The 14,649-nt window shown below is 65.0% G+C and carries 15 protein-coding genes; 13 read left to right on the top strand and 2 right to left on the bottom strand.

Annotated elements, in window-relative coordinates:
- Window positions 1–12 precede the first annotated feature (12 nt).
- From AC5ZG5_RS13820 to AC5ZG5_RS13760, 13 genes are all read left to right on the top strand, one after another.
- Window positions 13–1,815 carry an adenine deaminase gene (locus tag AC5ZG5_RS13820; protein ID WP_456642577.1) on the top strand — a complete coding sequence of 601 codons (1,803 nt, stop codon included), beginning with the start codon at window positions 13–15 and terminating at the stop codon, window positions 1,813–1,815.
- 3 nt (window positions 1,816–1,818) lie between these two features.
- On the top strand, window positions 1,819–2,742 hold the full coding sequence (locus AC5ZG5_RS13815; protein ID WP_130225886.1) for a LysR family transcriptional regulator: 924 nt from the start codon (window positions 1,819–1,821) through the stop codon (window positions 2,740–2,742).
- Window positions 2,743–2,834: 92 nt separating this feature from the next.
- Window positions 2,835–3,335: a thiamine pyrophosphate-binding protein gene (locus AC5ZG5_RS13810; RefSeq protein WP_028162666.1), complete on the top strand. Its 501-nt coding sequence runs from the start codon at window positions 2,835–2,837 to the stop codon at window positions 3,333–3,335.
- Window positions 3,332–3,940, top strand: a complete 609-nt coding sequence (locus AC5ZG5_RS13805) for a thiamine pyrophosphate-dependent enzyme (RefSeq protein WP_456642578.1) — start codon at window positions 3,332–3,334, stop codon at window positions 3,938–3,940. The genes AC5ZG5_RS13810 and AC5ZG5_RS13805 overlap by 4 nt, the downstream gene beginning before the upstream one ends.
- Window positions 3,941–4,191: 251 nt before the next feature.
- Complete coding sequence (locus tag AC5ZG5_RS13800) at window positions 4,192–5,751, top strand: GMC family oxidoreductase (protein ID WP_456642579.1); 1,560 nt, start codon at window positions 4,192–4,194, stop codon at window positions 5,749–5,751.
- A complete protein-coding gene (locus AC5ZG5_RS13795) occupies window positions 5,748–7,154 on the top strand; it encodes an amidohydrolase family protein (protein ID WP_456642580.1) in 1,407 nt (468 codons plus the stop codon). The genes AC5ZG5_RS13800 and AC5ZG5_RS13795 overlap by 4 nt, the downstream gene beginning before the upstream one ends.
- Complete coding sequence (locus AC5ZG5_RS13790; RefSeq protein ID WP_456642581.1) at window positions 7,138–8,004, top strand: aromatic ring-hydroxylating dioxygenase subunit alpha; 867 nt, start codon at window positions 7,138–7,140, stop codon at window positions 8,002–8,004. Before AC5ZG5_RS13795 ends, AC5ZG5_RS13790 begins: the two co-directional genes overlap by 17 nt.
- Before the next feature lie 185 nt (window positions 8,005–8,189).
- On the top strand, window positions 8,190–8,891 hold the full coding sequence (minC, locus tag AC5ZG5_RS13785; RefSeq protein ID WP_456642582.1) for a septum site-determining protein MinC: 702 nt from the start codon (window positions 8,190–8,192) through the stop codon (window positions 8,889–8,891).
- Window positions 8,892–8,912: 21 nt separating this feature from the next.
- Window positions 8,913–9,728 (top strand): septum site-determining protein MinD, encoded by an 816-nt coding sequence (gene minD / locus AC5ZG5_RS13780; RefSeq protein WP_130225893.1) that lies wholly within the window; start codon window positions 8,913–8,915, stop codon window positions 9,726–9,728.
- The gene (gene minE / locus AC5ZG5_RS13775) at window positions 9,728–10,012 is read left to right on the top strand and encodes a cell division topological specificity factor MinE (protein ID WP_028162659.1); all 285 of its coding nucleotides are present in this window, start codon (window positions 9,728–9,730) and stop codon (window positions 10,010–10,012) included. Before minD ends, minE begins: the two co-directional genes overlap by 1 nt.
- Window positions 10,009–10,308, top strand: a complete 300-nt coding sequence (locus tag AC5ZG5_RS13770; protein WP_130225894.1) for a hypothetical protein — start codon at window positions 10,009–10,011, stop codon at window positions 10,306–10,308. The genes minE and AC5ZG5_RS13770 overlap by 4 nt, the downstream gene beginning before the upstream one ends.
- Before the next feature lie 283 nt (window positions 10,309–10,591).
- On the top strand, window positions 10,592–11,056 hold the full coding sequence (locus AC5ZG5_RS13765; RefSeq protein ID WP_028162657.1) for a (2Fe-2S)-binding protein: 465 nt from the start codon (window positions 10,592–10,594) through the stop codon (window positions 11,054–11,056).
- On the top strand, window positions 11,053–13,293 hold the full coding sequence (locus AC5ZG5_RS13760; RefSeq protein WP_456642583.1) for a xanthine dehydrogenase family protein molybdopterin-binding subunit: 2,241 nt from the start codon (window positions 11,053–11,055) through the stop codon (window positions 13,291–13,293). The genes AC5ZG5_RS13765 and AC5ZG5_RS13760 overlap by 4 nt, the downstream gene beginning before the upstream one ends.
- Before the next feature lie 50 nt (window positions 13,294–13,343).
- On the opposite strand, the gene AC5ZG5_RS13755 is transcribed toward AC5ZG5_RS13760, so the two are convergent.
- Both AC5ZG5_RS13755 and AC5ZG5_RS13750 read right to left on the bottom strand, forming a co-directional pair.
- Window positions 13,344–13,799, bottom strand: coding sequence for a DMT family transporter (locus AC5ZG5_RS13755; RefSeq protein ID WP_456642584.1), 456 nt, complete (start codon window positions 13,797–13,799; stop codon window positions 13,344–13,346).
- A 135-nt stretch (window positions 13,800–13,934) separates the two neighbouring features.
- Entirely contained in the window at window positions 13,935–14,582 is a 648-nt protein-coding gene (locus AC5ZG5_RS13750) for an AraC family transcriptional regulator (RefSeq protein ID WP_496138688.1), read from the bottom strand.
- Between the last annotated feature and the right edge of the window lie 67 nt (window positions 14,583–14,649).

The raw sequence follows: 14,649 nt of genomic DNA, 5'->3' as shown, positions 1-14,649 counted from the left end.
TAAGAGGCCGCCATGACAAGGCTCACCCGCTTCTCCGTCCAGCCGCTCCACACCATGACCCGCCGTCTCGCCGACGTTGCGTCGGGACGGGCGGCGCCCGATCTCGTCATCACGGGCGCGCGCGTGCTCTCGACTTATTCGGAGCGGATCATCGACAACAGGGAGATCTGGATTGCAGGCGGGCGGATCGCCGCGGTGAAGCCGGCCGGCGCGCACAAGGCTGCCGCTGGCGACGCCGCGATCAAGGACGTTGCTGGCGGCATCATCGCGCCAGGGCTGGTCGATCCGCACATCCATATCGAATCCTCGATGGTGACGGCTTGCGCCTATGCCGAAGCGGCCCTGCTCAACGGCACCACGACGATCTTCTGCGACAGCCATGAGATCGGCAATGTGATGGATGTCGCCGGCGTCGAGGCGATGCTGGAGGATGCGCGCGAGGCACCGCTCTCGATCTTCCTGACCGTGCCGAGCACGGTGCCCGCCACCTCGCCGGAACTCGAGACCGCCGGCGGCGATCTCACCGCGGAGAAGATCGCCGGCCTGTTCGACCGCTGGCCGGAGGCGGTGGCGCTCGGCGAGAAGATGGATTTCGTCCCCGTGACGCTCGGCGACGAGCGCAGCCACGCGATCCTTGCCGCGGCGCTCAAGCGCGGACGGCCGGTGTCGGGCCATGTCTATGGTCGCGAATTCGTTGCGGCCTATGCGGCAAGCGGTGTCACCGACACGCATGAGGCGATCGACCGCGATATCGCCGACGATCTCTTGGAAGCCGGCGTCTGGATCTTCCTGCGCGGCGGTCCGCCGACCACGCCATGGCACTCGCTGCCGCAGGCGATTCGAACAATCACCGAACTCGGCGCGTCGCATAAGCGCGTCGCCGTCTGCACCGACGACCGCGATGCCGACGATCTCCTGCAATTCGGTCTCGACTGGGTGGTCCGCGAAGCTGTCAAGGCCGGCATGTCGCCGGAACAGGCGTGGTCGATGGGGTCGCTGCATGGCGCCACGCGCTTCGGTGCCGAGGGCGAGATCGGCGGCCTCGGCGGCGGGCGCCGCGCGGACCTGGTGCTGCTCGATGATTCGCTCAAGCCGCGCGCCACCTGGTATGGCGGCGAATGCGTGGTCGAGAACGGCAAGATCACGCCACTGCTCGATGCCGCTTTGTCGAAGCGCTACCGCTATCCGCAAGCCGCTTATTCGACGGTGAAATTGCCTGACGAGGTGAAGCTGACGCCGGTGCTGCCGACCGAGGCCTGCACCCTCAATGCCATCCGAACCGCGCTGCCCGGCATCACCCTGATCCACGACCGCATCGCGATCGAGCCCGCCAATGACTGGCAGCCGCTGTTCGAGCGCTACGGCCTCTGTTTCGTCACTGTGGTGGAACGCCACGGCAAATCGGCCGGCAATGTTGCCCACGGTCTCCTCAAGGATTTCGGTCTCAAGCACGGCGCGGTGGCATCGAGCGTAGGGCATGACAGCCACAACATCATCATTGCCGGCACCAACGAAGATGACATGCAGGTCGCGCTTGCTGCGATCAGGGATCATCAAGGCGGCGTCTGCGTCGTTGCCGACGGCAAGGTGAAGGCGATGGTGCCGCTGCCGATCGCGGGCCTGCTCTCCGACAAGCGCGTGACCGAGGTCGCCGAAGAGGTGCAGAAATTGAAGGTGGCATGGCAGGAAGCCGGCTGCACCATTCCCTATATGGGCTTCAACCTGATCCCGCTGTCGGTGATCCCCGAAATCCGCATCACCGACAAGGGGCTGGTGCTGGTGCCGGAAATGCGGCTCGCGCCGCTGTTCGAGTAGCAGATGGATCCACACCGGCTCGGCCTGATCTCGACGCGCCTGCATTATTTCCAGCTCGTCGCCCAGCTCGGCTCGATCCGGCAGGCCGCGCGCGTGCTCAATGTCGCGCCGTCCTCGATCAGTCGCGTGATCGGTCAGCTCGAGGATGAACTGCAGACGCCGCTGTTCGAGCGCATCCGCCAGCGGCTGAAACTCACCAGCGCCGGCGAAATCCTGCTCTACCGCACGCGCGCCAGCCAGGGCGAGATGACGCGCGCCTACACCGAGATCACCGACCTCCAGGGTCTTCGTCGCGGCACTGTTACGGTGGCGGTGGTGGAGAGCATCGCGCGCGGGTTGTTGCTCGACGTGATGTCGACGTTCTGGGAGAGCTATCCGGCGATCACCGTCGACATCAAGGTGATGGGATCGGAACATGCGTTCGACGCGGTGGCCGACGGCGAATGCGACATCGGCATCGCTTTCGACATCAAGACGCCGCGCAACGCGCAGCGGCTCGCCGGCACGGTGCTGAATATGGGGGCGCTGATGCATCCCGGGCACCGGCTCGCCGGCCGCAGCGAGCTCAGGCTGTTCGATCTCGCCGGCGAGCGCGTCGTGCTGTCGGATGCCAGCCTTTCGCTCGGTGCCTCGATCGAGGAAGCGCTGAACGGCTCATCGATCGATTTCGGGCGCCGCGCGCTGACCAACTCGATCACGGTCATGGCCGATCTTGCCATGCGCGGCAACGGCGTCGCGCTGCAGACGCGGATCGGCGTTCAGCGCGAGATCCGGAGCGGGGCGCTGGTGTTCGTGCCGCTGCGCGATCCCAAATTGCGGCCACGAAAGCTGGTGCTGCTGTCGCGCGCCAAGTCCGGCATGTCGGAAGCGGCCTCGAGCCTCGCCACCATGCTGACGCGGGCGATCGAGGGCCTGTCCGGCGGCTGAGACATGTTGCGCATAGTGCATCAGGCTGGTGAGAAATCAGGGCCTATTCAGAACATCTCGCGCCTGAGATTTTGCCCGAAAAGGGAATCTGCATGAAGCCATCCGCCGTCGACGCCGTGATCCGCGGCTTGAAGAAAGCAGGTGTCAGCATCGTTTGCTATCTGCCGGACTCGCTATTCAAAGAGCTCTATCCGGCGCTCGACGCCGATCCGGATATCCGCACCATTCGCGTCACCAATGAAGGCGAGGGCGCCGCGATCTGCGGTGGCGTGTTCCTGTCGGGCAAGCGCGCGGCGCTGGTGATGGAGAATTCGGGCCTGCGCGCCTCGGTCGAGCCGCTGGCGCGGATGGGGCTCGGGGCCGGCATCCCGGTGGTGATGCTGATGAGCTATCGCGGCGAGCTCGGCGAGAACAATTGGTGGGCGATCCCGCACGGCATCACCATGGAGCCGGTGCTGAACGCGCTGCGCATTCCCTATCGCATCGTGACGGAAGAGGAGCGGATCGAGCGCGCCATCACCGATGCGTTCAGTTGGTCCTATTCGGCCTATTATCACTCGGCGGTCGCGCTGGGCGGGAGCGTGGTGCGATGAAGCGGTTCGACTGCATGAAGGCGCTGGCGCGCCGGCTCTCCGACGAACTCGTGATCCTCTCGCTCGGTGCGAGTGTGGACGAATGGTACAACGCCGCTCCGCATATGCGCGATGCCAGCCTGTTCCAGCAGCAGCTCGGTTGCGTCAGCGCGCAGGCGTTTGGTCTTGCGGCAGGCCTGCCGCATCGGCGCATCGTCTCGCTTGATACTGACGGCGGCATGATGTTCAACCTCGGCATCCTCGCCACCATCGCCAACGAGCAGCCGAAGAATCTGTTCATCGTGGTCTGGGACAATGAATGCTACCAGTCGATCGGCGGCCCGCCGACGCATACGGCAAGTGGCCGCGTCGACATTGCCGCGATCGCGCGCGGCGCGGGCGTGACGCGGGCCTATACCGCGCGCACAATCGAGGAATTCGACGGCCATTGCGCGGACGGGCTGGCGGCGCAGGAGCCATATCTGGTCGTGGCAAAAGTGTCCGGCACGGTGCAGTCCGACATCAAGCGCAAGCACAGCGACGGGCGCGAGGACAAATACATCTTCGTCCGCCACGTCGAGCGCACCGAGAACATCGTCATCATGGGCCCGAGCGAGCATAACTAAGGCATGATGTTATTGGCTCGATCTGCTTCCGCGTCGCCTCTTCACCTCTCCCCTTGTGGGAGAAGTCGGATCGCATCGCAAGATGCGATCCGGGTGAGGGATTTCGCTCTCTCGTCGGACCGGCGGCCCCTCACCCGCGCCGGAGCCTGTCATCGGGCGCGCCTTCGGCGCGACCCGTTGGGCGCGACCTCTCCCCGATGGGAAGAGGTGACACGCGCAAGCGGACCCATTGAGCCAAGAATGCAACAGCCATGACCGCGCTCCTCCCCGCCTATGATTACATCGTGGTCGGTGGCGGGTCCGGCGGCGCGGTGGTGGCGCGGCGGCTGGCCGAACGCAGCGATGCGAGTGTGCTGCTGCTCGAAGCCGGCCCGTCGGATATCGGCATCGCCGCGATCGCGGATGCCGCGAACTGGACTGCGCTGCTCGGTGGTCCCTACGATTGGGGCTACCGCTACGCGCCACAGCGCGAATTGAACGATCGCAGCATCGCGATTCCGCGCGGCCGCGTGCTCGGGGGATCGTCGAGCCTCAACGCGATGCTGTGGTACCGCGGCCATCCGTCCGACTATGATGCCTGGGAGGCAGCGGGCGCTGTGGGATGGAATTTCCGTTCCGTGCTGCCTTACTTCCAGCGAGCCGAGGATTGGGAGGGCGGCGCCTCCGACTATCGCGGGGCCGGCGGTCCTTTGCGCATCGAGCGGCCGCGCGATCCGCATCCGATCGCACTCGCCATGCTCGCGGGCGCCGCCGAACTCGGCATCCCCGTGATCGACGATCCGAACGGCGCGAGCAATGAGGGCGCCAGCCTTCCCAATCTCAACGCTAGCTACGGCAAGCGCTGGAGCGCGGCGCGCGGTTATCTCCACCCAATGGCGGAGCGGAACAATCTCACCATCCGCACCAACGCGCTCGCGATCGGTCTTTCGTTCGAGGGCCGCCGCGCCCGCGCGGTGCGCTCGATCATCGACGGCGCCGTCGTTGAGACGCGTGCGGACTCCGAGATCATCCTGGCGCTCGGCGCGATCGACACGCCGCGGCTGCTCCTCATGAGCGGCATCGGTCCGGCGGAGGAACTGGCGCGGCTCGGTGTATCAGTCATTGCCGACCTCGCAGGCGTCGGCGAGAATCTGCAGGACCATCCGCTGTTGATGGGCATGAATTTTCGCGCCAAGGCGCCGCTCGGGCCGGTCCGCGACAATGGCGGCGGCAGCATGATGAACTGGAAGAGCGCCGCTGCGTGCACCGCGCCCGATCTCCACGCTTTCGTCGTGCAGGGCCGTCACGCCAACGATGAGGTTGCCGCGGCTTACGATCTCTCCGGCGACATCTTCGCGATGTCGCCGGGCGTGATGGGCTCCGCCAGCATCGGCCGCATGCGGCTCAACAGCGCCGAGCCGGGTGCGGCGATCGAGCTGCAGCCGAACTTCCTCGCCGAGCCCGCCGACCTCGAGGCGCTGATCGCCGGCATCGACACCATCATGGAACTCTCTGCTACCAAGGCCTTCGCCGATCTCATCGCGGCGCCGGCCGCGCCCACCCGTCTGCTATCGCGCAGCGAGAAGATCGCGTTCATCCGCATGAGCTGCTCGACCTTCTTTCACACCTGCGGCACTTGCGCGATGGGCGTAGGCGAGCGCGCCGTGGTCGACCCGGAGTTGCGGGTGCGCGGCGTCGAGGGCATCCGCATCGCGGATGCCTCGGTGATCCCGATCATCCCGTCCTGCAATACCCATGCGCCCGTGGTGATGATCGGCGAGCGCGCCGCCGATTTGATCACCGGCATGAAACCTGCAGAGCAGGCGGCATGAACGCAAAGGACCAGATCATCGCCGCCGACTTCGTTCTCACCATGGACGAAGCCAACCGTGTTATCTCCGACGGCGCGGTGCTGGTGCGCGGCGCCCGCATTGCTGCGGTGGGCAAGAGCAACGCGCTCTGCGCCGCCGAGCCGGCGGCCGAGGTCACTTACCTCAAGAACTGCCTGGTGATGCCGGGGCTGGTGAACTGCCACATGCATTCCGGCTTCCTGCGCGGCACCGCCGAGCACCTGCCGGTGTGGGACTGGTTGCGCCTGCACATCAATCCGATGCATCGCGTGCTCCGGCCGCACGAGGCGGAGGCCGCGTCCTATCTCTGCTACGCCGAGAGCGTGCTCTCCGGCACCACCACGACGGTCGACATGTGGCGCTTCATGGATGGCAGCGCACGCGCGGCCAGCGCCATCGGCAACCGCCTCGTCGCGGTGCCCTATGTCGGCGAGCATCCGGACTACAATTATTTCGACACGCTCGACGACAACGAACGGATGATCGAGAGCTGGCACGGCAAGGAGGACGGTCGCATCTCCGTCTGGGTCGGGCTCGAGCATCTCTTCTATGCCGACGAAGCCGCGCAACGCCGCGCGGTCGAGATGGCGAAACGCCAACGCACTGGTTTCCACACCCATTGCAGCGAGGCCTCGATCGAGGTCGCCGAGTTCGAGAAGCGCTACGGCAAGCGGCCGATGTTCGTGCTCGACGATCTCGGCTTGTTCGAGACGCCGCGGGCGATGATCGCGCATGCGGTCTGGCTCGACGATGCCGAGATCGCGCTGCTCGCCCGCCGCGGCGTTTCGGTCGCGCACAATCCCGTCAGCAACATGAAGCTCGCCAGCGGCATCGCGCCGGTCGAGGCGATGCTGCAGGCTGGCCTCGCCGTCGGCCTCGGCACCGACGGTGAGAAGGAGAACAACAATCTCGACATGTTCGAGGAGATGAAGGCGGCCTCGCTGCTCGGCAAGCTGAAGTCGCTCAATGCCGCAGCGCTGGATTCCTGGACCGCGCTGCGGATGGGCACGATCCTGGGCGCGCGCGCCATCGGCCTCGACCACGAGATCGGCTCGCTCGAAATCGGCAAGAAGGCCGACCTGATCGCGGTGCGCACCGACACGCCGCGGATGACGCCGCTGTTCGGCGAGGGACCCTATTTCAACCTGCAGCACAATCTGGTGCACGCCGTGCGCGGCGGCGATGTCGCGCTGACAATGGTCGACGGCCGGATCGTCGTCGAGGACGGCCGGTTGAAGACGGCCGATCTGCGCGCGCTGATCGATCACGTTCACGAGGTGGCGCCGGGATTGTTCGCGCGCCGCGCCGCCTGGCTTGCCGAGCACGTCCATGGCTCGGTGCAGTGGACCGGCGCGGCTGGGGGAGGCGATGGCCAAGACCACTGATCCCGTCGCGCTGAACGAATGGTACGCGATCGAGACATTGTCCGAGGTGACGGCAACGCCGCGCCTCACGCGCCTGCTCGGCCAGGATCTGATCATCGACCGCGACGCCGATGGCGCGCCTCGCGTGCGGGAGGTCGTTGCAGGGACAGCGGCCGCGCCGCTGCCGACGCGCGAGCGCTATGGCTGCCTCTGGACCACGCTCGGCCAGCCGCGGCGCGAGATCTTCGACATCGCCGAGGCCGCGGAGGAGGACCGCCGCTTCGTGATTTGCGGCTGGGTCAAGCTGCGCACCTCCGCGCCGCGGGTGATCGAGAATTTCCTCGACATGGCGCATTTCCCTTACGTCCATCACGACATCCTCGGCGCCGTGCCGCACACGGAGGTGCCGAGCTATGAGAGCGAAATCCGCCGCGACGTCGACGAGGTCTGGGCGAGCAATTGCCGCTTCTTCCAGCCGCGAATCGCAGTGACGGAATCATCAGGCGACTTCGTGCAGCTCACCTACCGCGTGCCGTCGCCGTTCACGGTGATGCTCTACCGGGTATGCCCCTCGGCCCCCTCGCGGCTCGATGCGATCGCGCTGTTCATCCAGCCGATCGAGGAGGAACTGTGCCGCGCCCAGCCGGTGATGTTCCTGGTCGATGCGCAGTCGGCCTACAACGACATGCTGAAGTTCGAGCAGGTGATCTTTTCGCAGGACCGCATCATCGTCGAGAACCAGCGTCCCCTGCGGCTGCCGCTCGAGCCGCGCGCGGAAATCCCGACCCGGGCCGACGGCTCCTCCGTCGCCTATCGCCGCTGGCTCAAGGAAAAGGGCCTGCGCTTCGGCATCATCGCCGGATCGCCATGATCTCCTGAGATCTCTATAGGCGGGCTAGGGCACTGATTCGCCGGCCGCCTCGTCATGCTGTTGCCCTCCGGTCCGTCGGGACAGGCCTTTTATGCCTTTATTCCGTGGAATGACAGGGCCGTTAACGGATGATTAACCATGGCTACCGATCATTAACCATTCGAAAAGGAGCTGAGTCGGCCGCGATGGACGCACCTGTGCAGTCAAACCGTCAACTGGTCCGCATGCGGGGCCGATCCTACGTTGCGTTCGTGTTTACCCCCGTGGTCCCGATCATGAACTGGCTCGGGGAAATCGACGCGACGCTCGCCCGTTCACCCGGATTCTTCGTCGGCAAGCCGGTGGTGCTCGACCTCTCGGCGCTGGACCTCAGCCAGAGCGCGATCCAGCATCTCGTCGCCAACCTCGAGCAGCGCAACATCCGCGTGCTCGGCATCGAGGGCGTCAGCCCCGACCATCTCACCAACAGCCTGCCGCCGCTGCTCACGGGCGGCCGGCCCTGCGGGCTCCCGCAGTCTGAGCCGCCAAAGCCGCAAGCCAAGCCGGCGAAGCCGAAACAGACATCGCTGCTGCTCGACCAGCCGGTGCGTTCCGGCCAGTCGATCGTGTTCACGGATGGCGATGTCACCGTGCTGGGCTCGGTCGGCTCGGGCGCCGAAATCGTCGCCGGCGGTTCCATTCATGTCTATGGAACGCTGCGCGGCCGGGCGATGGCCGGCATCAACGGCAATTCATCGGCACGGATCTTCTGCCAGAGGATCGAAGCCGAACTACTGGCCATCGATGGCTACTACCAGACCGCAGAGGACATCGGCGAAAGCCTGCGCAGCCGGCCGGCCCAGGCATGGCTCGAAGACGATTCCCTCAAAATCACAGCGCTGAATTGATCGACCAAAGGAGGAGAGAAAATGGCCAAGGTTTTGGTCGTGACGTCTGGGAAGGGAGGCGTCGGCAAGACGACGTCCACGGCTGCGCTCGGTGCGGCTCTTGCGCAAGCCGGACAAAGCGTTGTCGTGATCGACTTCGATGTCGGCTTGCGCAACCTCGACCTGGTGATGGGCGCGGAACGGCGGGTCGTGTTCGACCTCATCAACGTGGTGCAGGGCGTCGCCAAGCTCTCGCAGGCGCTGATCCGCGACAAGCGCCTGGAGAATCTGTGGCTGATTCCGGCGTCGCAAACCCGCGACAAGGACGCGCTCACGGATGAGGGCGTGCGGCGGGTCATCAACGAGCTCAGGACCAAGTTCGACTGGATCCTGTGCGACAGCCCGGCCGGCATCGAGCGCGGCGCGACGCTGGCGATGCGCTATGCGGACGAGGCGGTCATCGTCACCAATCCCGAAGTCTCCTCGGTGCGCGACTCCGACCGCATCATCGGCATGCTGGATTCGAAAACCGCCAAAGCGGAGCGGGGCGAGCGGGTCGAGAAGCACCTCCTGGTCACCCGGTACGACGCCTCGCGCGCCTCGCGCGGCGAGATGCTCTCGATCGACGATATCCTGGAGATCCTTGCGACGCCGCTGCTCGGCATCATCCCCGAAAGCCAGGACGTGCTGCGCGCATCCAATGTCGGTTGCCCGGTCACGCTGAACAGCACGAACAGCGCGCCGTCCCGCGCCTATATGGACGCTGTACGCCGCCTGATGGGCGAGACGGTGCCCATGACGGTGCCGGTTGAACGCAAGGGACTGATGAACAGGCTATTACGACGGAGGGCGGCATGATGAATCTCCTGCGGCTTATGAGCGGCCGCTCCGGCTCCGCGCCAGTCGCGCGGGAACGGCTGCAGATCCTGCTTGCGCATGAACGCGGGGTGGGTGGCAGCGGCGCGCCCGAACTGTTGGAGCTGCTGCGCTCCGAAATCCTCGCCGTGGTTTCCAAGCATGTGGATCTCGATCCGGAGAAGGTCGTGGTCAAGCTGGATCGGGGCAAATTTGTCTCGATGCTCGAGGTTGACATCGAAGTGCCCAATGCCGCGCAACGATCCAAGCTGGTGGCTGCAACATGACGGCGGACAGCGATAGCCATATTGCCTGGCAACGGGCGCAGGTCAGGAAGCACCGCGCTGCGCTCAAGGAATTGGAAATCGCCCGGTTCGGGGGGGCCGCTATCCCGACCTTCAACCGAAAAACCGAGCAAGCGATCAGCGAGCTGAAGCGGAAGATCATGGAAGCGGAGCGCTGCATCGGCGATTACGAGCGGCGAACCAAGCGGCCGCTGGCCACCGACGGGCGAAGCCTCGCCAGCGTGAGCTGGAGCCACTGGGACGCCAACGGCACCACGCCGCAGCGCCGCCGCGCCTGACGCTTCCGTAGCCTGATACTTTCGTAGCCCGGGTGAAGCGAAGCGCAACCCGGGACGACTGTATCCTCGTTTGCCGGCGGTCCCCGGGTTACGCGTTCGCTCCACCCGGGCTACGATTGCATGCGGCTTGATGCCGCGCAACGCGCACACGCGTGTGTGAACTGCCCCCGAACCGCTATGACAGAGCCAGGGCTTTGGCATAGGCTGCTGTTGCTCTGACCAGAGCGGCAGAGAAAATGCGCATGCGATCGAGGATCGTCATCGCACGGGTTCCGGAGGTCGCATGCAGCTCATCGTCAACGGCAGGACGCATGAGGTTGACGTCGAAGACGAGATGCCCCTGCTGTGGGTCTTGCGCGACGTGCTTGGCGTCACCGGTCCCAAATATGGCTGCGGCATTGCGATGTGCGGGGCCTGCACAGTGCATGTCGGTGGTGAGCCGGTGCGTTCCTGCTCACTGCCGGTCGGCGACGTCAAAGCCGACGTCATCACGATCGAAGGATTGGGCACACCGGCGGCGCTGCATGCGGTCCAAAAGGCGTGGGTCGAGCATCAGGTCGCGCAATGCGGCTACTGCCAATCCGGCCAGATCATGTCGGCCGCCGCGCTGCTCAGCGCGAACGGCAATCCGAGCGACGACGATATCGATGAGGCGATGTCCGGCAATCTGTGCCGCTGCGGTACTTATCCGCGCATCCGCGCCGCGATCAAGACCGCAGCGCGTGAACTCAAAGGCCGCCCGACATGAGCAGGGCCGGCACCATCGCGCGGCGCACCTTCCTGATCGGTACTGCTGTGATCGCAGGCGGCGTCGCGTTCGGCGTCTATGCCTATAAGCGCGAGCCGATCAATCCGCTGCTGAAGGAGCTTGGCGACGGACAAGCGGCGCTGACGCCTTACGTGCGCATCGACCAGGCCGGCGTCACCATCATCACGCCGCGCGCCGATCTCGGACAGGGTGTCGCGTCAGTGCTTGCGGCTTTGGTCGCCGAGGAGCTCGATATCGCCTGGAACGACATCAGGATCGATTTCGGACCGCCAAGCAGCGCGTACTATAACGGCATCGCCGCCGCCGAGGGCCTTCCCGTTCCGGCAACCGACGACAGCATCAAGGCGCGTTCGGCGCGCGTGGTGGGCGATGCCGTGAGCAAGTTCCTGGGGCTGCAGATCACCGGCGGATCGTCGTCGGTTGCCGATGCCTATGAGAAGATGCGCATTGCCGGCGCGGCCGCTCGCGAAGTCCTGTTGCAGGCGGCAGCGATGCAGACCGGAATTCCAAAGCACCAGTTGAAGACCAGGGACGGCAGCGTGATCACGCCGCGCGGCGAGGCGCTGAGCTACGCGTCGCTGGCAGCGGAAGCCGCTAAGATCGAACCGCCGCGCAAGGTCCGGCTGAAGCCGGAGTCGGAGTGGCGCTATCTCGGCAAGCCGATGCAGCGCATCGACATCGTCGCGAAGTCGACCGGCACAGCCACGTTCGGCATCGATATCAGCATGCCCGGCATGGTCTATGCGACGGTTCGCGCCAATCCTTCCATCGGCGGCGGCATCAAGGGATATGACGCGAGCGCGGCGGAGAAGGCGAGGGGTGTCATTGCGGTCGTGCCGATCAGCGGCGGCGTCGGCGTGATCGCCGACAACACCTGGCGTGCCTTCCAGGCGGCGGAATTGATCAAATGCGATTGGGGCCCGCCGCCCTATCCTCCATCCAGCGCAGCGATGTTCGAGACGGTCGCGGCGTCCTTCACCGGCGAGCGGCAGGATAGCCGGCTCAAGGATGAGGGCGATATCGACGCGGCGCTGCAGGGCGGCGGCGTGATCGAGGCCGAATACAAGGTGCCATATCTCGCGCATGCGCCGCTCGAGCCGATGAATGCCGTGGTCCAGCTCAAGGACGGTCGGCTCGATATCTGGACGGCCACGCAGATGCCGTTGTTCTTGGTGGCGGCGGCGGCCGAAGTCAGCGGGCTTAAGGCGGAGAACGTCCACCTTCATTCGCTGATGTCGGGCGGCAGCTTTGGCCGGCGCCTCGAGGACGACTATGTCCGCCAGGCGGTTGAGCTCGCAAAGGCGCATCCCGGGTCGCCGATCAAGATGACCTGGAGGCGCGAAGAGGACATGACCCACGACTTCCCGCGTCCGCTCGGCATGGCGCGCATGCGCGGCGCGGTCAGGGATGGTAAGGTCGAAGCCTATGACCTCAAGGTTGCCTGTCCGTCGGTGACAGCCTCTCAGATCGGCCGACTGCACATGCCGACCTTCGGGCCTGATATCGCGATCGTCGCGGGCGCGTGGGACCAACCGTTCCGGATTCCGCATTATCGCGTCACCGGCTATCGCGTGCCGGAGCTGGTGCCGGTGAGCTCCTGGCGTTCGGTCGGTGCGTCGGCAAACGGTTTCCTGCACAACAGCTTCCTCGATGAGTTGATCCACGCGGCGGGCGCCGATCCGCTGCAGGAACTGATCCGGCTATGCTGGCACGAGCCGTCGCGCAGAGTGCTTGCCACCGTGGGCGAGATGTCGAAATGGGGCAGCGCTACAGGCAAGGATCGCGGCCGCGGCATCGCGTTCACGCTGTCATTCGGCGTGCCGGTGGCCGAGGTCGTGGAAGTCTCGAACACGCCGCGCGGCATCCGGATCGACAAGGTGTTCGTCGCCGCCGATGTCGGCAAGGTGCTGGACCCGACCAATTTCGAGAACCAGGTTCAGGGCGCCGTGATCTGGGGATTGGGCCACGCCGTCAATTGCGAACTGACCTTCAAGGACGGCGTCGCCGAACAGACGAACTTCGACACCTACCAAGGCTTGCGCCTCAATCAGGCGCCGGCGATCGAAGTGCGCGCCGTCGACAATGGCAGCCCGATCCGCGGCATCGGCGAGCCCCCGGTTCCTCCCGCCGCGCCAGCACTCGCCAACGCCATCTTCGCCGCCACCGGCAAGCGCGTCCGCGAGTTGCCGCTGAACAAGCACATCGATTTCGTGTAGCCGCGCCTCGTTGTTCCGAACCCAGCCGAAGTCAGCATTCGCTCCGTCAATCAGAAACGGACCAAAGTAACGCCGAGAACGAGAAGGGCTGCACCGGCGAGCCGGACCGGGTTTGCTGAATGTTGCGGAATACCAAAAACGCCGAAATGATCGAAAGCCAGTGATCCGATCATTTGACCGACGACAATCAAGGCAAGCACTGTCGCGGCACCGAGGCGAGGCACCATGAGAATTGCGGTTCCGATGAAGATCGCACCGAAGATGCCGCCAGCCCATGAAATGAAGGAGGTGCGCGCGACCATGGCCGCCGACAGCCATGGTTGATCGGAGGTTGTAGCAGCCGCCAGCATGACTATCGTGCCGACGAGATAGCTGATGAACCCTGCCCACCAGGGGGAGTCCAGCTCTGTCCGGAGGTTCGTGTTGAGAACTTGCTGGAATGCGACGCTGACTCCCGCGCCCACCACCACGAAACAGAACAACACGTTGACATAGCCTCCCGGCATCGCACCACCTCATCAAATGGATATGAGCCGGTGCCATGAGTGGCTATCGCCGCAGTCGAGTGACTGGCTCCCCGCGCTCTATCGCGCCTCCATTAAGGGAGCCGGATGGGCGCGTCTGGAATGTTTGTGACAGGCTTAGCCCAAGCGGTATTGGCCCGGCGTAACGCCATAGACCCGCCGGAACCATCGACCGAGATGGCTCTGGTCGGCAAATCCGGTTTCCGCCGCGACCGCGGCAATGGTCTCACCGGCACGGAGCAATTTGCGCGCTTGATTGAGCCTGCTCGCGAGCCTGAAGGCGTGAGGAGGCATACCCGCGCGCCGGGTGAACATGCGGGAAAAGCCTTCACGGCTCATTCCCATTCGCGCCGCGATCTCTCCGACGGGTTTATCGCAGATGATGCGAACGGGCGCGGCAGGGCTGGCCAGCATCTCATCCTGGCGGTGTTCGCGGATCACTGCAATGAGGTCGTTCCATCGCACTTGATCGGATTTGCGCCACTGGCGTTCGATTTCCTTCAACATCGGGCCGACCGCATATCTCCCCGCGGGGACATAGGCATTAAGGCAGACCACTCCGGCAGGTTCTGCGATGGAACGATGAGGAATGCCGGCAGGAATCAGCGTGCCCTGGCCAGCAGCAAGATCGATGACGTTGCCTTCAACGACAAATCTTCGCCTGCCGGAAAGAACGAACGTGATCTGGTTCTCGTCGTGGAAATGCGTCGGCAGACCTACCTCGCGACCGTGCAGGGTGCCCAGCTCTACAACGTGCTCCGCCATTGGGCGCCAATAGGTCCATCTGCCGCTGGACGTGGCTGGCACATCACTGTTGAGGAAAAGACGCTCC

The organism is Bradyrhizobium sp. Ses1 (assembly GCF_059512365.1).
Note: the sequence above shows the minus strand (reverse complement) of the source record. Positions and strands in the feature narration are given on the sequence as shown.